General features: G+C 65.9%; 16 protein-coding genes. 6 read left to right on the forward strand and 10 right to left on the reverse strand.

Annotated elements, in window-relative coordinates; all coding sequences use genetic code 11:
• Position 1: 1 nt before the first annotated feature.
• From ACWPW1_RS01855 to ACWPW1_RS01875, 5 genes are all read right to left on the reverse strand, one after another.
• Positions 2-2,809 carry a monovalent cation/H+ antiporter subunit A gene (locus tag ACWPW1_RS01855; protein WP_454252301.1) on the reverse strand — a complete coding sequence of 936 codons (2,808 nt, stop codon included), beginning with the start codon at positions 2,807-2,809 and terminating at the stop codon, positions 2-4.
• A gap of 431 nt (positions 2,810-3,240) precedes the next feature.
• On the reverse strand, positions 3,241-4,680 hold the full coding sequence (locus ACWPW1_RS01860; protein ID WP_434775533.1) for an efflux transporter outer membrane subunit: 1,440 nt from the start codon (positions 4,678-4,680) through the stop codon (positions 3,241-3,243).
• Positions 4,677-7,853, reverse strand: coding sequence for an efflux RND transporter permease subunit (locus ACWPW1_RS01865; RefSeq protein ID WP_434775534.1), 3,177 nt, complete (start codon positions 7,851-7,853; stop codon positions 4,677-4,679). The genes ACWPW1_RS01860 and ACWPW1_RS01865 overlap by 4 nt, the downstream gene beginning before the upstream one ends.
• Before the next feature lie 159 nt (positions 7,854-8,012).
• Positions 8,013-9,230 carry an efflux RND transporter periplasmic adaptor subunit gene (locus tag ACWPW1_RS01870; protein ID WP_434775535.1) on the reverse strand — a complete coding sequence of 406 codons (1,218 nt, stop codon included), beginning with the start codon at positions 9,228-9,230 and terminating at the stop codon, positions 8,013-8,015.
• A gap of 207 nt (positions 9,231-9,437) precedes the next feature.
• Positions 9,438-10,358 carry a LysR family transcriptional regulator gene (locus ACWPW1_RS01875; protein WP_313649522.1) on the reverse strand — a complete coding sequence of 307 codons (921 nt, stop codon included), beginning with the start codon at positions 10,356-10,358 and terminating at the stop codon, positions 9,438-9,440.
• Between the two features lie 149 nt (positions 10,359-10,507).
• On the opposite strand from ACWPW1_RS01875, the gene ACWPW1_RS01880 reads away from it, so the two are divergent.
• On the forward strand, positions 10,508-11,524 hold the full coding sequence (locus ACWPW1_RS01880; RefSeq protein ID WP_434775536.1) for a zinc-dependent alcohol dehydrogenase family protein: 1,017 nt from the start codon (positions 10,508-10,510) through the stop codon (positions 11,522-11,524).
• 57 nt (positions 11,525-11,581) lie between these two features.
• On the opposite strand, the gene ACWPW1_RS01885 is transcribed toward ACWPW1_RS01880, so the two are convergent.
• Entirely contained in the window at positions 11,582-12,643 is a 1,062-nt protein-coding gene (locus tag ACWPW1_RS01885) for an acyltransferase family protein (protein ID WP_434775537.1), read from the reverse strand.
• Positions 12,644-12,943: 300 nt separating this feature from the next.
• Entirely contained in the window at positions 12,944-13,240 is a 297-nt protein-coding gene (locus ACWPW1_RS01890; RefSeq protein ID WP_027600646.1) for a YciI family protein, read from the reverse strand.
• Between the two features lie 198 nt (positions 13,241-13,438).
• On the opposite strand from ACWPW1_RS01890, the gene ACWPW1_RS01895 reads away from it, so the two are divergent.
• Complete coding sequence (locus ACWPW1_RS01895) at positions 13,439-14,389, forward strand: sulfonate ABC transporter substrate-binding protein (RefSeq protein WP_454252302.1); 951 nt, start codon at positions 13,439-13,441, stop codon at positions 14,387-14,389.
• 17 nt (positions 14,390-14,406) lie between these two features.
• On the opposite strand, the gene znuB is transcribed toward ACWPW1_RS01895, so the two are convergent.
• The 3 genes from znuB to ACWPW1_RS01910 are packed head-to-tail and all read right to left on the reverse strand — an operon-like array spanning position 14,407 to position 16,437.
• On the reverse strand, positions 14,407-15,192 hold the full coding sequence (gene znuB, locus ACWPW1_RS01900) for a zinc ABC transporter permease subunit ZnuB (RefSeq protein WP_059313191.1): 786 nt from the start codon (positions 15,190-15,192) through the stop codon (positions 14,407-14,409).
• Positions 15,185-15,955, reverse strand: a complete 771-nt coding sequence (gene znuC, locus ACWPW1_RS01905; protein ID WP_059316798.1) for a zinc ABC transporter ATP-binding protein ZnuC — start codon at positions 15,953-15,955, stop codon at positions 15,185-15,187. The genes znuB and znuC overlap by 8 nt, the downstream gene beginning before the upstream one ends.
• A complete protein-coding gene (locus ACWPW1_RS01910; RefSeq protein WP_059313192.1) occupies positions 15,952-16,437 on the reverse strand; it encodes a Fur family transcriptional regulator in 486 nt (161 codons plus the stop codon). The genes znuC and ACWPW1_RS01910 overlap by 4 nt, the downstream gene beginning before the upstream one ends.
• 65 nt (positions 16,438-16,502) lie before the next feature.
• Here ACWPW1_RS01910 and znuA point away from each other — a divergent pair, with 65 nt between their 5' ends.
• The 4 genes from znuA (at position 16,503) to ACWPW1_RS01930 (ending at position 20,622) form a co-directional block, all read left to right on the forward strand.
• A complete protein-coding gene (znuA, locus tag ACWPW1_RS01915; protein WP_454252303.1) occupies positions 16,503-17,522 on the forward strand; it encodes a zinc ABC transporter substrate-binding protein ZnuA in 1,020 nt (339 codons plus the stop codon).
• Between the two features lie 517 nt (positions 17,523-18,039).
• Entirely contained in the window at positions 18,040-18,717 is a 678-nt protein-coding gene (locus tag ACWPW1_RS01920) for a response regulator transcription factor (RefSeq protein ID WP_007159882.1), read from the forward strand.
• Positions 18,714-20,108: an ATP-binding protein gene (locus ACWPW1_RS01925; RefSeq protein ID WP_059313194.1), complete on the forward strand. Its 1,395-nt coding sequence runs from the start codon at positions 18,714-18,716 to the stop codon at positions 20,106-20,108. The genes ACWPW1_RS01920 and ACWPW1_RS01925 overlap by 4 nt, the downstream gene beginning before the upstream one ends.
• A gap of 61 nt (positions 20,109-20,169) precedes the next feature.
• Positions 20,170-20,622, forward strand: coding sequence for a thioesterase domain-containing protein (locus ACWPW1_RS01930; RefSeq protein WP_434775540.1), 453 nt, complete (start codon positions 20,170-20,172; stop codon positions 20,620-20,622).
• The last annotated feature ends 21 nt before the right edge of the window (positions 20,623-20,643 follow it).

Raw genomic sequence — 20,643 nt, forward strand, 5'->3', positions numbered from 1 at the left:
GTCAGAGCACCTCCTGGCTGGATCCATCGGTGTCCGTCTCGTCGCGGCTGACGTGGCCCAGGTTGGAAAGGATCAGCAGCGTGGCGCCGACCACCGCCAGATAGACGCCAAGGTCGAAGATCAGGGCGGTGGCCAGTTCGGTCTTGCCGATCAGCGGAATGGCGAAGTAGTCGAAGGCGGTGGTGAGGAAGGGGCGACCAAAGACCAGCGACCCCAGGCCAGTGAGGGCGGCGATCAATACCCCGACACCGCAGATGGTGTGGTAGCTGATCGGCAGGCGGCGCTGGGTCCAGGCCACGCCATGGGCCACGTACTGCAAGATCAGGGCGATGGCGGTGACCAGGCCGGCGATGAAACCGCCACCGGGCAGGTTGTGCCCGCGCACGAAAATGAAGGCCGACACCAGCAGGGCCAGGGGCAGCAGTACCCGCGCCACGTTGTTGAGGATCATCGGGTGACTGTCGCGCGACCAGGGGGTGCCCTTGGGGTCGACCAGCGGATGCGGCAGGTGCAGGTGCTTGAGCAGACCGTAGATCCCGGCGGCGGCGATGGCCAGCACGGTCACCTCGCCAAGGGTATCGAAACCGCGGAAGTCCACCAGGATGACGTTGACCACGTTGTAGCCACCGCCGCCGGACACCGAGTTGGCCAGGAAGAAGTCGCCTATGTGCTCATAGGGGCGGGTCAGCACGGCATAGGCCAGCAGTGCCACCATCAGCCCCAGGCCACTGGCCAGCAGCACGTCGCGCAGGCCGCGCAGGCTGCTGGACTCGATGGGCGTGCGATCCGGCATGAAGAACAGCGCCAGCACCAGCAGGATGACGGTCACCACCTCCACCGACAGCTGCGTCAGTGCCAGGTCCGGTGCCGAATAGCGGGCGAACAGCAGGGCGACGATCAGGCCCACGGTGCTCAGAGCCATGAGTGCCTTGAGCCGGTTGCGGTGGAAATACACCGTCAGCACCGCGGTCAGCATCAGGATGCCCAGGCCCAGGGCGGTGAGCGGATCGAAGGGCGCCAGGGCCACGGGGCCGGTGAGGCTGTCCAGGCCCGACAGCGCCGCCACCAGCAGCACGAGCGTCGCCAGCAGCATCAGGGTGATGTAGCGCTGCAGCGACCCGCTTTCCAGGCAGAGGGTCAGGCGCTGGGCGAAGCCGACCAGACGATTCATGGCGTGCTCGAAGACCTGGCGGGCGTCGATGTCGGGCAGGCCCTCTTGCCAGCGGAACAGCGGCTGGCGGAAGGCGTAGACCAGCACCCCGCCGATCATCGCCAGGATGCTCATCATCAGGGCGGTATTGAAGCCGTGCCAGATGGCCAGGCTGTACTCTGGCAGGCTGCCGCCCAGGGCGGCGCTGGCGCTGGCGGCCAGCAGCGGCGCCACGGTATAGCCCGGCACCACGCCTACCAGCAGGCACAGCAACACCAGGATCTCCACCGGGATCTTCATGTAGCGCGGTGGCTCATGGGGCGGATAGTGGGGCAGGTCGCGCGGCTCGCCATTGAAGAAGACGTCGTGAATGAAGCGCAGTGAGTAGGCGACCGAGAAGACGCCATAGAGCACCGCCACCGCCGGTACTATCCAGCTGAAGCTGCCGAACAGGCCGTGATGAAGGGTCTCGTTGAAGAACATCTCCTTGCTCAGGAAACCATTGAGCAGCGGCACCCCGCCCATGGCGGCGGCGGCGACCATGGCCAGCGCCGCCGTATGCGGCATGTAGCGACCGAGCCCGGCGAGGCGGCGCATGTCGCGGCTGCCGGTTTCGTGGTCGATGATGCCGGCAGCCATGAACAGCGAGGCCTTGAAGGTCGCGTGGTTGAGGATGTGGAACACCGCCGCCACGGTGGACAGCTGGGTGTCGAGGCCGAACAGCAGGGTGATCAGGCCCAGGTGACTGATCGTGGAATAGGCCAGCAAGCCTTTGAGGTCATGCTGGAACAACGCCAGGATGGCGCCCACCACCAGGGTGGTGAGCCCGGTGAGGGTGACGATGTAGAACCACCACTCCGAATCGGCCAGCGCCGGATAGAAGCGCGCCAGGAGAAAGACCCCGGCCTTGACCATGGTCGCCGAGTGCAGATAGGCCGAGACCGGCGTCGGCGCGGCCATGGCCTGGGGTAGCCAGAAGTGGAAAGGAAATTGCGCGGACTTGGTGAAGACGCCCAGCAGCACCAGGATCAGCGCCAGTGGATAGAGGGCATGGCCGGTGATCAGCGGGCCGGCGGCGAGTACGTCGGTCAACTCGAAGCTGCCGACGATATGGCCGATCAGCAGGACGCCGGCGAGCAGCACGAGACCGCCGCCGCCGGTGACGGTCAGGGCCATGCGCGCGCCCTGGCGGGCTTCCTTGCTGTGGCTCCAGAAGCCGATCAGCAGAAAGGACGACAGGCTGGTCAGCTCCCAGAACACCATCAGTAGCAGCAGGTTTTCCGCCAGTACCACGCCCAGCATGGCGCCCATGAACAGCAGCAGGTAGGCGAAGAAGCGGCCGACCGACTCGTCCTTGCCCAGGTAATAGGTGGCATAGAGGATCACCAGCAGGCCCATGACCAGGATCATCAGGGCGAACATCAGGCCCAGGCCGTCCAGGCGCAGGCTGAGGTTCAGGCCCAGGGTCGGCAGCCAGTCCAGCCGCTGCAGCAGCACGGCGCCGTCGAGCACGGCCGGCAGTTGCGAGGCCAGCAGGGCCAGGGCTACGGCAGGCGCTATGGCGGTACCCAGAGCACAGGCACGCCGCCCGAAGCGATCAGTCGCCAGCGACAGCAGTGTTCCTAGAAAGGGCAACGCGATGATCAGCGCCAATACCATGCCTGCATCCTTTAGCTGAGCGCCTCACGGCGGTGGATAGATGGGGCTCCCTCGAGACCTCGAGCGGCATTCGATCCGTCCACGCAGAGATCGCCAAGACGGCGAGAGGTGGAGGAACCGATCTTCGAGTTTCGTACAAGAACCGAAGGTTTAATAACCTAAGGTGATAATAAAAGAGAGACCTCAAAATCCTAGCCCTGTCTCCCTTACAAAATATTAGGAAACAGGCCCGCAGTGTCCAGCAGAGGATTCAACCGCCTGGCAGCCGCCGTTCGGGTCTCACTGAGACCTCTGGAACGGGCTTTTGCTCAGGTTGGCAAGGAAAGGAGGTACCCGGCGCTTCGGTGGGGCGAAGCGCCGGGACAGGGAAGAAAAAACCCGACACGCCAAAGGAGCAAGAGAACACGCGTGCCGGGGGTAAGCGCCAGCGGTCAGAGCGCCGACGCGGGGGAACCTTGGCCTTGGCCTTGGGCGAGGCGGGCCGGTTGGACCTCCCAGCCACCCCCCAGGGCCTTGTAGAGGGCGACGATGCCGCGATAGAGCTCGATCTCGCCTTGGGCCTGCTGGTCCTCGGCGGCCAGGCGTTCGCGCTGGGCATCGAGCAGTACCAGGAAGTCGGTGCCGCCTTCGCGGTAGCGGATCTCGGCCTGGTCGGCGGCGGTGCGACTGGCCACCGACTGGCGGATCAGCGCCTGCAGGCGCTCCTGGCGTCGCCCGTAGTCGCTGAAGGCATTGGCGCTCTCTTCCAGGGCGGTCAGCACCTGCTGCTCGTAGTTGGCCAGGGCCTCGTCGGAGCCGGCACGGGCGCCGCGCAAGCGGGCGCGCACGCTGCCCAGATCGAAGGCCGCCCAGCTGATGCTCGGTCCCAGACCCCAGGCGCGCGCCGCACTGCTGCCGATCTGCGAGCCGCGCCCGGCGGTGAAGCCGAGAAAGCCGGAGAGACTGACCCGCGGGAAGAGGTCGGCGGTGGCCACCCCGACGTCGGCGGTGGCGGCAGCCAGGCGGCGTTCGGCGGCGGCCACGTCCGGGCGCCGGCGTAGCAGGGCAGCGGGGTCGCCGATAGGCAGACGCTTGGCGATGGCCGGCAGGGCCTTGGGCGAGAGGTCCACGCTCAGGGCATCCGGGCGTTGGCCGAGCAGGGTGGCGATGCGGTTGCGCGCACGGCTGGCCTGGGCCTGGAATTCCGGCAGGCTGGCTTCGGTGGCGGCCAGGCGCGCTTCGCTGCGCTGCACGTCCAGGTCGCTGCCCATGCCCTCGTCTCTGAGGGTCACGGTCAGGCGGCGCGCCTCGCGCTGGTTGCCCAGGTTGTCGCGGGCGATGCGTTCGCGCAGCTGGGCGCCGCGCAGGTCGCCATAGGCGTCCACCAGTTCGGCGATCAGGCTGACCTGCAGTCCGGCGAGATCCGAGGCCGCGGCTTCCGCGCGGGCATCGCTGGCTTCCAGGGTATGGCGGACCCGACCGAACAGGTCCAGCTCCCAGGCCATGTCCAGGCCCAGGTCATAGCGCTCGCTATTGACTCGCTGCTCGGTCAGCCCGGGCTGCTGGGCCTTGCCCAGCTGGCTGCTGGCGCGACTGGTGACCGTCGGATAGAGGTCGTTGGCATCGTCGTCCCGCAGGGCGCGGGCAGCGCGTAGCCGAGCGAAGGCGGCGCGCAATTGGCGGTTGCCGTCCAGGCTGCTGGCGACCAGGGCGTTGAGGGTCGGGTCCTCGAACTGGCGCCACCAGAGCGCCTCGAAACGACCCTGGTCGTAGACGTTGGGCTGCTGGCTCGCCTTGAGTTGCGCAGGCGCGGGTGCGGGCGCCTGGTAGTGCGGGCCGACGGCGCAGGCGGAAACCGCCAGCGCCAGTAGCAGGGGAGCGAAGACCTTCATGCCTGGGCCTCCTGAGCAAGGGCGGATCGGGCCTGGCGACGCTCCACGAAGGCACGTACCAGGACATAGAAGAGCGGCGTGAGCAGCAGCCCGAAGAAGGTCACCCCGAGCATCCCGGAGAACACCGCGACGCCCATGGCATGGCGCATCTCGGCACCGGCGCCGGTGGAGGTCACCAGGGGCACCACGCCCATGATGAAGGCGAAGCTGGTCATCAGGATGGGTCTCAGGCGCAGGCGGCAGGCCTCCAGCACCGCGGCGACGCGGTCCTTGCCGGTGGCCTGCTGATCCTTGGCGAACTCGACGATGAGGATGGCGTTCTTGCACGCCAGGCCCACCAGCACGATCAGCCCGATCTGGGTGAAGATGTTGTTGTCGCTACCGGCCAAGAGCACCCCGGTGATGGCCGAAAGCAGGGTCATGGGCACGATCAGGATCACCGCCAGCGGCAGGCTCCAGCTCTCGTACTGGGCGGCCAGCACCAGGAAGGCCAAGAGCACGCAGAGCGGGAACACCAGCAGGGCGGTATTGCCGGAAAGGATCTGCTGGTAGGTCAGCTCGGTCCATTCGAAGGTCATGCCATTGGGCAGCTCCTGCTTGAGCAGCTGCTCGATGGCCGCCTGGGCCTGGCCGGAGCTGTAGCCCGGGGCCGGCGCGCCGTTGATCTCGGCGGTGAGGAAGCCGTTGTAGTGCATCACCCGGTCGGGCCCCGCGGTATCGCTGATCTTGACGAAGGTGGACAGGGGCACCATCTCGCCGCGGTCGTTGCGCACCTTGAGCTGGCCGATCTGCTCGGGTTCCAGGCGGAAGCGCTGGTCGGCCTGGACGTTGACCTGGAAGGTACGACCGAAACGGTTGAAGTCGTTGGCGTAGACCGAGCCCAGGTAGGCCTGCAGGGTGTCGAAGATGGCGTCGATGGGCACGCCGAGGGTCTTGGCCTTCTCGCGGTCGATGTGGGCATCGATCTGCGGCACATTGACCTGGTAGCTGGTGAACAGCGACTCCGGGGCCAGTTCCGGCAGCTGCCGGGCCTTGGCCAGCACGCTCTGGGTCTGGGCGTAGAGCTCCTCGTAACCCAGGTTGCCACGGTCTTCCACCTGCAGGCGGAAGCCGCCGATGCTACCCAGCCCCTGCACTGGCGGTGGCGGGAAGATGGCGATGATGGATTCCTGGATGGCGGCGAATTCGCCGTTCAGCTGGGCGGCGATGGCGCCGGCCGACAGCGAGGGATCACGGCGCTCCTCGAAGGGCTTCAGGGTCACGAAGACGATGCCGCTGTTGGGGCTGTTGGTGAAGCCGTTAATGGACAGGCCCGGGAAGGCCACGGTGCTTTCCACGCCGGGGTGCTTGAGGGCGATGGCCGACATGCGGCGGATGACCTCTTCGCTGCGATCCAGGGTGGCGGCGTCGGGCAACTGGGCGAAGGCCACCAGGTACTGCTTGTCCTGGGGTGGCACGAAGCCGGTCGGCGTCTTCACCAGGCCCAGACCGGTCAGGCCCAGCAGTACCACATAGAGCACCAGCACGATGGAGCTACCGCGCAGCACCCGGCGCACGGCGCCGACGTAGCCGTGGCTGGCCTTTTCGAAGAAGCGGTTGAAGGGGGCGAACAGCCAGCCGCCGAACAACCGGTCGAGCAGCCGCGAGAAACGGTCCTTGGGCGCGTCGTGGGCCTTGAGCAGCACCGCGGCCAGGGCCGGCGACAGGGTCAGGGAGTTGAAGGCCGAGATCACCGTGGAAATGGCGATGGTCAGGGCGAATTGCCGATAGAACTGTCCGGTGAGGCCCGAGATGAAGGCGGTCGGCACGAACACCGCGCAGAGCACCAGGGCGGTGGCGATGATGGGCCCGGTCACTTCACTCATGGCGCGCCGGGTGGCCGCCACCGGTTCCAGGCCCAGGCCGATGTTTCGCTCGACGTTTTCCACCACCACGATGGCGTCGTCCACCACGATGCCAATGGCCAGTACCAGCCCGAACAGCGATAGCGCATTGAGCGAGAAGCCGAAGGCGTGCATCACCGCAAAGGTGCCGATCAGCGACACCGGCACTGCCACCAGGGGAATGATGGAGGCGCGCCAGGTCTGCAGGAACAGGATCACCACCAGCACCACCAGGATGATGGCTTCGAACAGGGTGTGCACCACGGCTTCGATGGAGCCGCGCACGAAGATGGTCGGGTCGTAGACGATCTCGTAGTCCATGCCCTGGGGGAAGCTCTGCTTGAGCTCGGCCATCTTGGCGCGCACCTGGTTGGACAGGTCGATGGCGTTGCTGCCGGGACGCTGGAAGATCGGGATGGCCACCGCCGGCTGATTGTTCAGCAGCGATCTCAGAGCGTACTGGTTGGAGCCCAGTTCAATGCGGGCGATGTCGCGCAGCCGGGTGATCTGGCCGTCGCTGCCGGCGCGCACGATGATGTTGGCGAATTCTTCCTCATCCACCAGGCGACCCTGGGTATTGATGGCCAGCTGGAAACTGGTGCTGCCCGGCGCGGGTGGCGCGCCGAGGGCGCCCGCCGCGACCTGACGGTTTTGCTCGCGAATGGCGGCGACCACGTCGCTGGCTGTCAGGCCGCGCGAGGCGACCTTGTCGGGGTCGAGCCAGACGCGCAGGGAATAGTCGCCCATGCCGAACAGCTGGACGTCGCCCACGCCGTCCAGCCGCGCCAGCTCGTCCTTGACGTTGATCAGGGCGTAGTTGGACAGATAGAGCATGTCATAGCGCTGATCCGGCGAGGTCAGGTGCACCACCATCGCCAGGTCCGGCGAGGCCTTGTCGGCGGTCACGCCGAGACGCTGCACCTCTTCCGGCAGCTTGGGCAGGGTGCGGGTGACACGGTTTTGCACCTGCACCTGGGCGGTATCCAGGTTGGTGCCCAGGGCAAAGGTGATGGTCAGGGTCAGCTTGCCGTCGGCGGTGGACTGGGACGACAGGTAGAGCATGTGCTCCACGCCGTTCATGGCCTGCTCCAGGGGCGCGGCCACGGTCTCGCCGATCACCTTGGGGTTGGCGCCAGGGAAGGTGGCGCGCACCACCACGGTGGGCGGCACCACCTCGGGGTATTCGCTGATCGGCAGCTGGAACAGCGAGATGGCCCCGCCGATCAGGATGATCAGCGAGAGCACGGCGGCGAAGATCGGCCGGCGGATGAAGAACTGGGAGAAGTTCATCGGAGCAGTCCTTGAGCGAAAGGCGTGCAGAGGCGCAGCCATCGCGGCCATGGGCCGCTCCTACAGGCACGGAAGCCACCGTAGGAGCGGTCCATGACCGCGATACCGCGATGCCTGGACGGGTGAAAGTCTGAAACGGGAAGGGGTGGAGCCTGGGGCCTAGCGACTACCCACCTTGAGCGGCTGGGTGGGTGCTGGCAGGCTGGCCAATACCGCATCGCGCTGGCGCTTGAGGGCGGCCAGAGTGGTGGCATCGGCCATGGGCACCGACTGGACATCGACGGTCATGCCCGGGCGCACTCGCTGCAGGCCGTTGACCACGATGCGATCGCCGGCTTCCAACCCCTTGCGCACGAGGCGCAGGCCTTCCAGGCGCGGACCCAGTTCGATGGTGCGATAGGCGGCCTTGTTCTGGCCGTCCACCACCAGCACGAATTTCTTGCCCAGGTCGGTGCCCACGGCGGCGTCCTGGATCAGGGTGCCTTCGTAGGTACCGCTGCCCACCAGACGCAGCCGGGCATAGAGCCCCGGGGTGAAGCGGCCGTCGGCGTTGTCGAACACCGCGCGGCCATGGATGGTGCCGGTACGCGGATCGAGCTGGTTGTCCATGAAGTCCATGTGGCCTTCGTGGGAGAAGTCGTTCTCGTCGGACAGCGCCATATAGACCGGGCTGGCGGCACCGCGCTGACCCTGGCGGGCGAGGGTCTGCTGCTTGAGGAAGACGCGCTCGTCGGCGTCGAAGTAGGCATAGACCTTGTCGGTGGAGACCAGGGTGGTGAGGCGGGTATCACCGGCGTTGACCAGGTTGCCGGCCGTCACCTCGGCACGACCGACGCGACCGTCGATGGCGGCGCGGACCTCGGTGAAGCCCAGATTCAGGCGCGCGGCGTCCAGTTGCGCCTGGGCAGCGGCGACGCTGGCCTTGGCTTCCTGGGCAGCGCTGCGACGGGCCTCGACGATTTCCGCGGAGATGGCGTTGCTGCTGCGCAGGCGCTCGCCCCGGGCGGCTTCGTCGGCGGTGCGGCTGGCGCTGGCGCGGGCCTGTTGCAGTTCGGCTTCGAGGCGCTTGACCTCGGCCTGGAAGGGCCGCGGGTCGATCTGCAGCAAGAGATCGCCGCGCTTGACCCGGGTCCCCTCGTGGAAGAAGACGCGGTCGACGTAGCCCGACACGCGGGGGCGGACCACCACGGATTCCGGGGCTTCCAGCCGGCCGGTCACCTCGTCCCACTCCACCACCGGCTGGCGCAGCACCTCGGCGGCACTCACCTTGGGCGCGGGCGGTGCGGCACTGGCCTGGGGATGGGAGTCGCCACAGGCGGCGAGCAGTAGCGTGGAGGTCAGGGCCAGGGGGCCGAGGGTTTTCGCGAAGAGATCCATGTTCGAGTCCGCCCGAGGTGGAAAGAGGTCAGGAGGCGAGTCTGCCGCCGGGCAACGTCGGCGACGAATCGAAGGGCTCGAACTTATTTATCGATGGCGGTGATGGTTTTGCTGTAGGTATCGCTGGCGGTGATGGTGGTGGGCGAAAAGGCGCGCCGTAGAGGCCTTTCAGGCACGGTGTTAGGGATTGGCCGCAGGCGTGGATCTCTAGAGACTGTCCGGGTCGCCAATGAACATCTGGATGCGCGACCTCAGCCAGCGTTCGCCGAGGTCGTGATCCTGGGCGCCGCTCCAGGCCATGGGCAGCTCATGGCCACCGTCGCATAGCTCCTCGGGTGGATCCTCGTAGCGGAGGCCGCCGGTGCTGGCCAGCAGGCGCGCGGTGTAATCCGGGACCATCACCAGCAGATCGGTTTCCGCCAGCAGCGACCCCAGGCCGTTGAACTGGGGTACCGCCAGCACCACCCGGCGTTGGCGGCCAAGTTTGTCCAGCAACTCGTCGACATAGCCGGTGAGGTCACCCGCGTAGGACACCAGGGCATGGGGGCGGGCGCAGTATTCGTCCAGGGTCAGGCGGCCGGGCTTGCTGTCGGCGCGCAGGACCTTGAAGCCGAAGCGACGCACCGGGCGGCGCTTGGCATTGGCCGGCAGTTCCTCGGTGTAGCCCACCGCCACGGTGATCTCGCCGGAGGCCAGCATGCCGGCGGCGGTCAGGTAGTTCATGCGGCGTACCACCAGGGTCGTCCCCGGCGCTTCGATGCGGATTCTTCTAAGCAGTGGTGGGAGCAGGGCGAATTCGACATCGTCGGACAGGCCGACGCGAAATACCCGGTCGGCGCTGGCCGGTTCGAAACTCTGGGTCCGGCTCACCGCGCTGGAAATCTGGTCCAGGGCCGGCGACAGCAGGGCGGCGATCTCCTGCGCGCGCGGCGTGGGTTCCATGCTGCGCCCGGTGCGCACGAACAGCGGATCGTCGAACAGCGTACGCAGCCGCGCCAGGGCGGCGCTGATGGCCGGCTGGCCAAGAAACAGCTTTTCCGCGGCACGAGTGACGCTGCGTTCGAGCATCAGGGTCTCGAACACGATGAGCAGGTTGAGGTCGACGCGGCGCAGATCGGTACGGTTCATTCGGGCCCCGATAGGGAGTGGATCGATACCCCCGATGTCCATTATCGATGGGGATGCATAGAATCCTAAGGTAAGGCTGGTTAGAGTCCTAGTCATAGCAGTCCGCCTCGGCAACCGTTCCGGGGTCGGCATCAACGCGAGGTAGTCCCATGTCCCGCCTGATCCAGTTCACCGAATTCGGCCCGCCGGAGGTGCTCACCTGCATCGACCGGCCCACGCCTGTGGCTGGGCCCGGCGAGGTGATGGTGCGGGTCCAGGCCATCGGTGTGAGCTGGTACGACGTGCTCTGGCGGCAGAATCTGGCCCCCGAGCAGGCGGTACCGCCGGCGGGTCTTGGCTGCGAAATGGCCGGAATAGTGACCGCCCTGGGCGAGGGTGTCGCCGACCTGGCGATAGGTGATCCGGTGGCCAGTTTTCTCGGCCACGACATCAATCGCTATCCGGCCTATGGTGATGACCTGGTCTATCCGGCCACCTCCCTGGTGCGCTATCCAGACGTGCTTTCGCCCGCGGAGGCCGCGGTGCACTACAACCCGCTGCTCACCATCTATACCGGTCTGGTGCACCAGGCGCGCCTGCAAGCCGGGGAATGGGTACTGATCACCGATGCCAGCCGCTGCTGCGGACCGGCATCCATCCAGCTGGCCAAGGCCCTGGGCGGCCGCGTCATCGCCAGTACCCACGACGCGGCGGACCGCGACTATCTGCGTGAACTGGGCGCGGAACGGGTCATCGCCGCCGAGGAAGAGGATCTGGTCAGCCGCATCGCTAGCATCACCGATGGCGTTGGTGTGCACGTGGCCCTGGATGCCCTGGGTGGTCCGCAATTGGCGCTGCTTGGCGAAGCCATGGCGCCGCGTGGTCGGCTGCTGCTTTACGGCCTCAACGGTGGCAACCAGACCCCGCTGCCGGCCTGCGCGGCCTTCAAGAAGAAATTCAAGCTCTACATCCACTGCGTGCAGGACTTCACCGGCCAGCCGGAGATGGGCCTGGAGGCCGATTGCGCCGCGGTCCGCGAGGCGCTGCAGCACATTGACCAGCTGACCCGCGATCGGTTGCTCAAGGCGCAGATCAAGCAGGTCTTTCCCTTCGAGCAGTTCGTCGAGGCCCATCGCTGCATGGAGCAGTGCCCTACCAGGGGCCGCGTCGTCCTCAGCGTCGAGTGATGTGGCAGACAATAAAAAACCCACGCCAAGGCGTGGGTTTTTTATTGTCCAGTCGCCTCAGGCGGTGGCTTTCTTCTGCAGCGGTGGGGTGGCGCGGTTGACGCGCGTCTTGGCGCCAAAGAAGGCGACACTGAGGAAGTGCAGCGGGCTGATCCGCTCCAGCACCACCTTGAGCGCCACAGGCAGGAATAGCCCCAGGATCATGCTGACGGTAAAGACCACCCAGATGTTATGCACCTGCAGCTTGTTCAGCACGATGCGGGCACCCGCGGTGCCGAACACGTGGAACAGGTAGATCTCGAAGGAGAAATAGCCCAGCCAGGCCAGCGGCTTGAAGTAGAAGCGGCGGGCGATCAGCAGGCTGATGGCGGCAAGACCCAGGGCAGTGCCCACCACGGCCATGTCGCCTTCGTCGAGGTCGACCAGTTCGAACAGATAGGCCTGGTCGATTGCCACCAGGATCACCAGGGCTACCGCCATCGTCATGATATTGCGACGAGTGATGAGCTGCTCGCTGAAGCGGTAGAGACCCAGGCCCAGCAGGAAGAAGGGGAACAACTGCACCGCCTTGTAGAGGCTGAACAGGTCCGGGAAGCTCTCCCAGGCGAAGGACGCCGCCAGAGCGACGGCAAACACCAGCCCGAAGTTGCGCAGGGTCAGCAGCAGGCCGGCCTTTTCCAACAGGGCGATCACCACGAAAACGCAGAAGATCGACTGCAGGAACCAGAAGTGCGCGTAGCTGAAGAAGTAGATGCTGAAGATGTCGGTCAGCTGCGGCTTGTAGTTGGTGTTGGGGACGGCCATCTGCAAGGCGAAGAACAGCGTCGAGACCACCAGCAGGGGAATGCCGATGCGTTTGAACTTGCCCTGGTAGAAGCGCGACAGGTCGCTGCCGGTGTTGACCGGACGTAAGGCATAGACATAGCCAGAAATGGCGGTGAACAGCGGCATCCGGACGTAAACGAGAGAATCGTAGAGATAGCGCAGCACGGATTCGTCGGGCACCTTCAGGCCCAGGGTGGACGAACTACCGATGACATGGCCCGCTACCATCAGAAACAGCGCCAGTCCGCGGATCGTCTCTATGCGCAGATCCTTTTCAGGCGTGGTCTTGGTCATGCTGAGTCCTCTGTACTAGCTAAGCGAGACAGCGTTTCCACAGGAGTAGGGAAAGGATGTCGGCGCATCAGATCATCTGAGCCCGGTGAGCTTAGGCTAGTTCGTTAGCTTCCTTGCGGTAAGGACGGGAAAAGCCCGGCTTTTCTTGCGCTGCATCACTTTTCTGTGAAGCGATTCTTGAAAGTGTGAACTTGCAACGTCAGCGAACGGCATTGATCGAGATGGCATTGTGCCAGTTTTAAGGCTTTCTTAAGCCAGATGGCGTAAGCACGGCGGCCGTATCGGCCGCCGGTTCGATCTTCAGACGAATGCCTTGCCGTCCAGAATCGCCTTGCGCCAGCGGGTGATACGTACCTCGCCCGGCAGGCCGGCGGAAGTGAAGGGATCACGGGCGATAAAGGCTTCGGCCTCGGCGCGGGTTTCCACATCGACAATGTAGACGCTGCCCGTGGCGGTTTCGCCGTCGTCGCTGAGCTTGGCGCCGCAGGCCAGCAGGGCGGCGGCATTCTCGCGCAGGAAGTCCAGATGGGCCGGGCGATGCTGCTGGCGCAGGGCCAGGCTGTCCGGCTTGTCGAAGGTCTCGATCAGAAAAGGCATGGCAGGCTCCCATAGGGGCGGCGGCCCCGGTGGCCGCCGCTGGCGCAGGGTGGCGCGATCCTGGGGGCAGCGTCAATCGGACCTTGGCCGGCTGACTTCCCTGCAGACCGGGCATAGGCATAGCAGTGAAACGTATTAAACATTTGGATCTAAACGGTTCAGGCTGACCTTTCTCAATGGAATATAAGGAAAGGTCCCATGTCGCTTCTGCTTCTTCCGCGTCTCACGCCTTTGCTCATGATCCTGCTGATGACGCTCAGCATATGGGTGCCCGTGCAGGCCGCCGACCAAGCCCTGCGCGTCGGCTATCAAAAGGGCGGCCTGCTGGCCGTGCTCAAGGCCCAGGGCACCCTGGAACGGGCCTTCGCCGCCCACGGCTATCACCTGAGCTGGCGTGAATTCCAGGCCGGCCCTCAGCTGATGGAGGCCCTCAACGCCGGCAGCATCGATGTCGGCTATACCGGCTCGCCGCCGCCGATCTTCGCTCAGGCCGCTGGAATCGATCTGGTCTATCTGGGCGCCGAGCCGGCCAGTGAGGCGGTCGAGGCCATTCTGGTGCCGGCCGCCTCGCCGATCCACGACGTGGCCGGGCTCAAGGGCAGGAAGGTGGCAGTACAGAAGGGGTCGAGCGCCAACTTCCTGCTGGTCGCGGCCCTGGAAAAGGCCGGACTCGGCTTCAAGGACATCCAGCCGGTCTATCTGCCGCCGGCCGATGCCCGCGCTGCCTTTGCCAGTGGTTCGGTGGATGCCTGGGTGGTCTGGGATCCCTACCTGGCCGCCCTCCAGCAGAGCCAGCCGGTGCGGGTTCTCGCCGACTATAAAGGCCTGCTGCACGCCAACAGCTTCTATGAGGGCTCGCGCCGCTTCGCTGACGCTCATCCCGAGGCGATCCGGCTATTGCTCGCGGAACTGGCCAAGGCCGGTGCCTGGGCCAATGCCCACAAGCCGGAGGTGAGTCGCATCCTGGCCGCGCAGATCGGTCTGCCAGAGGCGGTGATCGCTACCTGGCAGGCGCGCACCCGCTACGGCGCAACGGCGCTGACGCCGGAGATCATCGCCGTCCAGCAACAGACCGCCGACATCTTCTATGCCCAGGGGCTGATCCCCCGACCGGTGGATGTCAGCCAGGCGTTCTGGCAGGCGCCCTAGCAGACTTTGAGCGGTCTCTAGGCGCGGCGGGGTAAGAGGTAGCCCAGCAGAAACATCCCGGCGGCGGCCACCACGACCGAGGGTCCGGCCGGGGTGTCCTGGTACCAGGACAGGGTCAACCCCAGGCACACGGCAGCCATGCCCAGCAGGCTGGCGCCGCAGGCCATCTGTTCGGGGCTGCGAGCGTGGCGCTGGGCCGTGGCGGCGGGGATGATCAGCAGCGAGGTGATCAGCAGCACCCCGACGATCTTCATGGCCACGGCGATGACGATGGCCACCAGCAGCATCAGTGCCAGGCGGATCCAGGTCACCGGCAGGCCTTCGACCTGGGCCAGTTCCTCGTGCACGGTGATGGCCAACAGCGGTCGCCACAGCCAGACCAGGGCCGCCAGCACCAGGGCGCTGCCGCCAAGGATCCAGCGCAGATCACTGGGTCCCACGGCCAGCAGATCACCGAACAGATAGCTCATCAGGTCGATCCGCACCTCGTGCATGAACGACAGCGCCACCAGACCCAGGGACAGGGTGCTATGGGCGAGGATGCCCAGCAGGGTATCGGCGGCCAGGCCCCGGCGGCGCTGCAGCACCACCAGTACCACGGCCAGCGCCAGGCAGCCGACGGTGACGGTCAGGGTCGGGCTGACATCCAGCAGAAAGCCCACGGCCACCCCGAGCAGGGCGGCATGGGACAGGGTGTCGCCGAAGTAGGCCATGCGCCGCCAGACCACGAAGGAGCCCAGGGGACCGGCGACGAGGGCCAGGGCGAGACCGGCGAGCAGGGCATACAGCAGGAAATCAGCCATGCTTGCAGTGGGCTCCATGGACATGCGGGGTCTTGACCACGCCGCCGTGCAGGTCGTGAGCGTGATCGTGGTGATGGTGGTAGACGGCGAGATTGCGCGCGCTCTGGCCAAACAGCGCCTGGTAGGCCGGATCGCCGCTGACCTGCTCGGGGTGGCCGGAGCAGCAGACGTGGCGATTCAGGCAGATCACCTGGTCGGTGGCGCCCATCACCAGATGCAGGTCGTGGGAGACCATCAGCACGCCGCAACCATGACGCTCGCGCAGCTGGCCGATCAGCCGATACAGCTCGCTCTGGCCGCTGATGTCGACGCCCTGCACGGGTTCGTCGAGGACCAGCAGCTCGGGTTGGCGAAGCAGGGCGCGCGCCAGCAGCACCCGTTGCAGCTCGCCGCCGGAGACGCTCTGCAGGGGGCTGTCGATGACCCCTTCGGCGCCCACCTCACCCAGGGCGGCCAGGGCACTGGCGCGGGTAACGCCCGGCACCAGGCGCAGGAAGCGCAGCACCGACAGCGGCAGGGTGGCATCCACCTGCAGTTTCTGCGGCATGTAGCCGATGCGCAGGCGCGGCCGGCGCCAGACACTGCCGCGATCCGGGGTGAGCAGCCCGAGCACGCTGCGCACCAGGGTGGTCTTGCCGGCCCCGTTGGGGCCGATGAGGGTGACGATGCGACCGGGATCCAGGCTCAGGCTGACCTGGTCGAGCACTGGCTGGCCGCCAAAGGTCACGCTGACATCCTGCAGCCGGATCAGCGCCTCGCTCATGCTCGCTTCCGGCAGGCGGCGCATTGGCCGACCACTTCCACGGTCTGGCCTTCCACCTGAAAGCCCACGGCCTTGGCGCCGTCGAGAATCGCCTGGTGGACCGCCGGCTGTTCCAGTTCGATGCTCATCTGGCAGGTGCGGCAGATCAGGAACTGGCCCTGGTGGGCTTCGCCGGGATGGTTGCAGCCGACAAAGGCGTTGAGCGAGGCGATACGGTGCACCAGGCCGTTTTCCACCAGGAAATCCAGCGCCCGGTAGACGGTGGGCGGCGCCGCGCGGCGGCCGTCCTGCTCGCTGAGCACGGCCAGGATGTCGTAGGCGCCGAGCGGTTTGTGGCTTTGCCAGACCAGCTCCAGCACCCGCTTGCGCAGGTCGGTGAGGCGCACGCCAGCGCGACTGCAGAGGTCATCGGCCTCGGCCAGGGCGTGGGCGACGCAGCGCGAATGATCGTGGGGCCGAAAGGCCAGGGGGGCGTCGGACATGGAACGATACCTTGAGAGCCAGAACGTTATTATATTGCACCTCTCTTAAGAATCGGGATTTTCACGTGCCACGCCTCCTACCCCTCGTCGCCTCCCTGCTGCTCACCGCAACCCTGCTGCCCGCCCAGGCCGAGGTGAAGGTCCTCACTAGCATCAAGCCCCTGCAACTGATCGCCGCGGCCATTCAGGACGGCGCCGGCCAGCCTGCCGTGCTCCTGCCGCCAGGCGCCTCTCCCCATCACTACGCCTTGCGGCCCTCGGACCTGCGCCAGGTGCGCGAGGCCAACCTGGTCTACTGGATCGGCCCGGATTTGGAAACCTTCCTGCCGGCGGTGCTCAAGGAGCGCCAGGGCCCCAGCGTGGCGGTGCAGGAACTGCCCGGTCTGCACCTGCGCCGCTTCGGTGCCGAGCATGCCCATGAGCATGGCGAGGACGCTCACGACGAGGCGCATGCCCACGGTGATGAACATGAACATGAACATGAACATGAACATGAACATGAACATGAACATGAACAGGGTGCCGCGCCCGAATACGCCCATGACCACGATCATCGCCCGGGTAGCCTGGATGCGCATCTTTGGCTGGCCCCGGCCAATGCTCGGGTGATCGCCGCCCGCCTGGCCGCCGACCTGAGTCAGGCCGATCCAGCCAATGCGTCGCACTACGCCGCCAATCTTAAGACCTTCGACGCCGCCCTGGCCGCCAAGGACCAGGCCGTGCGCGCCCAGCTGGCGCCGCTGGCGAGCAAGCCCTACTTCGTCTTCCACGAGGCCTTCGACTATTTCGAGGAAGCCTATGGCCTGAGCCATCGCGGCGTCTTCGCCCTCGGCGCCGATGTCCAGCCCGGTGCCCGCCACGTGGCCGCCATGCGTGAAGAACTCAAGGCCGCAGGGCCGACCTGTGTCTTCACCGAGCCGCCCTTGCAGCCTAAGATCGCCACCACCCTGAGCAGTGGCCTGCCGGTAACCCTGGTGGAGCTCGATCCCCTGGGCGCCCGCATCCCGGCCAATGCCGGCGGTTATGCCCAGCTGCTGCAGAACGTGACCGACACGCTCAGCGGCTGCCTGAGCAAGCTGCCCTGAGGCCCTGGGGCGGCGGCCAAGCTGGTACTACCGTCCGTCGCTCTTGACCTGCCCTGGTGATCGTTCAGCTGGCGTTCAGGACGAGTTCAGGCAGCGTTCAGGGCCATTGGCATAATCTGCAACTGTCAGATCAGCAACGCCGAGGTCGCCCGGATATGTTCACCCTAGCGCAGCTCCCGCTAAGGCAGATCGTCCGGACACTTCGACCCGACCTGGCGATGTTCATCCTTGTAACTCCACTGCAGGGTCACCAAGTCAGCTCTGGTCCTCTGTAGCCGTCTCACGACGGAGCCGTCCCCCAACGGCAGTTTCCGATCCCCATGAAGTGCTCCTTACCTCTCCAACTGGAGAGGTTTTTTTTGCCTGGAATAAAGTAAGTGTTCCCATCCATTCGCTCCCCGCTCTCGCCGCCAACCCGCTCCAGGCGCCATAATCGACGTCAGGACGTAGCTGCGCGAAGCCAACGACAGGCGCAGTCGCGGCCGGAGAGTGCCTCTTTAGCTGTTCAGGAGTCTGCATGAAGATCCTCGTCGTCGAAGACGAAAACCTGCTGCGCCACCACCTCAAGGTGCGTCTGGGTGAAGCGGGCCATGTCGTCAATGCCGTGGCCGATGCGGAAGAAGCGCTCTACAGCGCCCGCGAATTCCATCATGACCTCGCCATCATCGATCTGGGCCTGCCCGGCATGAGCGGACTCGATCTGATCCGCCAGCTGCGTAACCAGGGCGCCACCCTGCCGATCCTCATCCTCACCGCCCGCGGCAGCTGGCAGGACAAGGTCGAGGGCCTGGGTGCCGGGGCGGACGATTACGTGGTCAAGCCCTTCCAGTTCGAAGAACTGGAGGCTCGCCTGAATGTGTTGCTGCGGCGCTCGGCGGGTTTCGTCCAGCCGAGCATCCGTGCCGGTTCGCTCAAGCTGGACCTGGGGCGCCAGCAGGCCTTCAACGAAGAACAGCCGCTGCAGCTCACCGCCTACGAGTACCGCCTGCTGGAATACCTGATGCGCAACCATCAGCAGGTGATCACCAAGGAGCGACTCATGGAGCAGCTCTATGACGATGACGGGGAGCACGACAGCAACGTCATCGAGGTGCTGGTGGGCCGCCTGAGGCGCAAGCTGGAAGCCAGCTGCCAGATGCAACCCATAGAAACGGTCCGTGGCCGCGGCTATCTGTTCACCGAGCGCTGCCAGTGATCCGTTCCTTTCGCGTGCGGCTGCTGCTCAGCGCGGCCCTGCTGGTGATCGTCTGCCTGGCGCTGATCGTGCCGGCGATCCGCAATGCCTTCGACCGCACCGTGGAAAACTTCGTCGCCGCCCGCCTGGAGGCCAACGCCAATACCCTGATCGGCGCGGCGCGGGCCATCGACGGGCGTCTGGCGATGCCGGAGATGATCGCCGAAGAGGTTTTCGACCGTCCCGGCTCGCCCATCCTGGGCTATGTCTACGACCAGAATGGCCGTCTGCTCTGGCGTTCGCGCTCGGCGATCAAGGAGCGACCGAACTATCGACCGACCTTTGACGGCGGTGGGGTCAAGCTGGTCAAGGCCACCGACGATCAGGGCCAGGGTTTCTTCGTCTTCGATCGCGAGGTGTTGTTGGGCAATCCGCCGGTCGCGGGCTTCAGCGTGGTCACCATGCAGCCGGCCGAGGAATACGAGCGGCTGCGCGCGACCTTCGTGCACCAGGTGATCCTCTGGCTGGTCGGGGTGCTGGGTGCCCTGCTGGTACTGTTGGCCCTGGTCATGCAGTGGAGCCTGAGACCGCTGCGCCGCCTCAGTCAGCAGCTGGACGCGGTGGAAACCGACCAGCGCGAGCTGCTCGACGAAAAGAACGTGCCCAGCGAGATCAGTCGCCTGATCCGTTCGCTCAACCGTTTGCTCGACCATGAGCGTCTGCAGCGCGAGCGCTACCGCGATACCCTCGGCGATCTCGCCCACAGCCTGAAGACGCCGCTGGCGGTGCTGCAGGGCGTGACCGAGGAATTGCGCCGCCGACCGCAGCTGGACCAGGAGGTCGGCACCCTGCAGACCCAGATCGAGCGGATGAACCAGCAGGTGATGTACCAGCTGCAAAGGGCCACGCGCCAGGGCGGTGCGGTGCTCAGCCGGCCGCTGGAGCTGGCGCCGCTGGTGGAGTCGCTGTTCAGTACCCTGGACAAGGTCTATGCCGAGAAGCGCGTCCAGACCGAACTCGACCTGCCGCTCAACCTGCGGGTGCAGGCCGAAGAGGCCGCCATGCTGGAGGTCTTCGGCAATCTGCTGGAAAACGCCTATCGCCTCTGCCTGACCCAGGTGCGGGTCAGCGCCTGGCGCCATACCGAGCACTGGATCGTCGACATCGAGGACGATGGCCCCGGCATCCCCGCCGAGCGCCGCGAAAGCGTGCTGCGTCGCGGCATGCGCATGGACAGCCGACACCCCGGGCAGGGCATCGGCCTGGCGGTGGTGCAGGATATCCTCGAAGGCTATCGCAGCAGCCTGACCATCGATGAATCGAGCTTGGGTGGCGCCCGTTTCCGCTTCCGCCTGCCGGCGGCGATTTCCCCGGAGCGGCCTTCCTTGGTGCACAATGGCGCCAGGACGTGACCCATGGGTCATGGCTTGCGTCTGCTCCTGATAGTGAAATTCTGTCTGTAAGGACCCCGGCATGAGCCGCGACTGCCGTCACCTCGAATCCCTGCTCCACCACGATATTCCCATCACCAAGGCCCTGGGCCTGGAAGTCCGCGACTGGAGCGAGCGGCGCCTGCAGCTGCACGCGCCGCTGGATGCCAACATCAACCACGCCAGCACCATGTTCGGCGGCAGTCTCTACTGCGTGGCCGTGCTGGCCGGCTGGGGCTGGCTGTACCTGCGCTTGCGCGAAGCGGGTATCGAGGAAGGGCACATCCTCATCCAGGAAGGCCAGATCAGCTATCCGCGACCCATCACCGCCGATGCCCTGGCCTTTGGCGAGCCGCCCGAGGACCGCGCGTGGGAGCGCTTCGAGACCACGTTCCGTCGCCGTGGCCGTGCCCGCATCACCCTGCAGTCGCGCATCGTCACCGAGAGCGGCGAAGACGGCGTGCGCTTCACCGGTCAGTACGTGCTGCACCGCTGAGCGTATGCAAGGCAATAAAAA

The sequence above is a fragment of the Pseudomonas sp. Marseille-Q7302 genome, assembly GCF_965111925.1.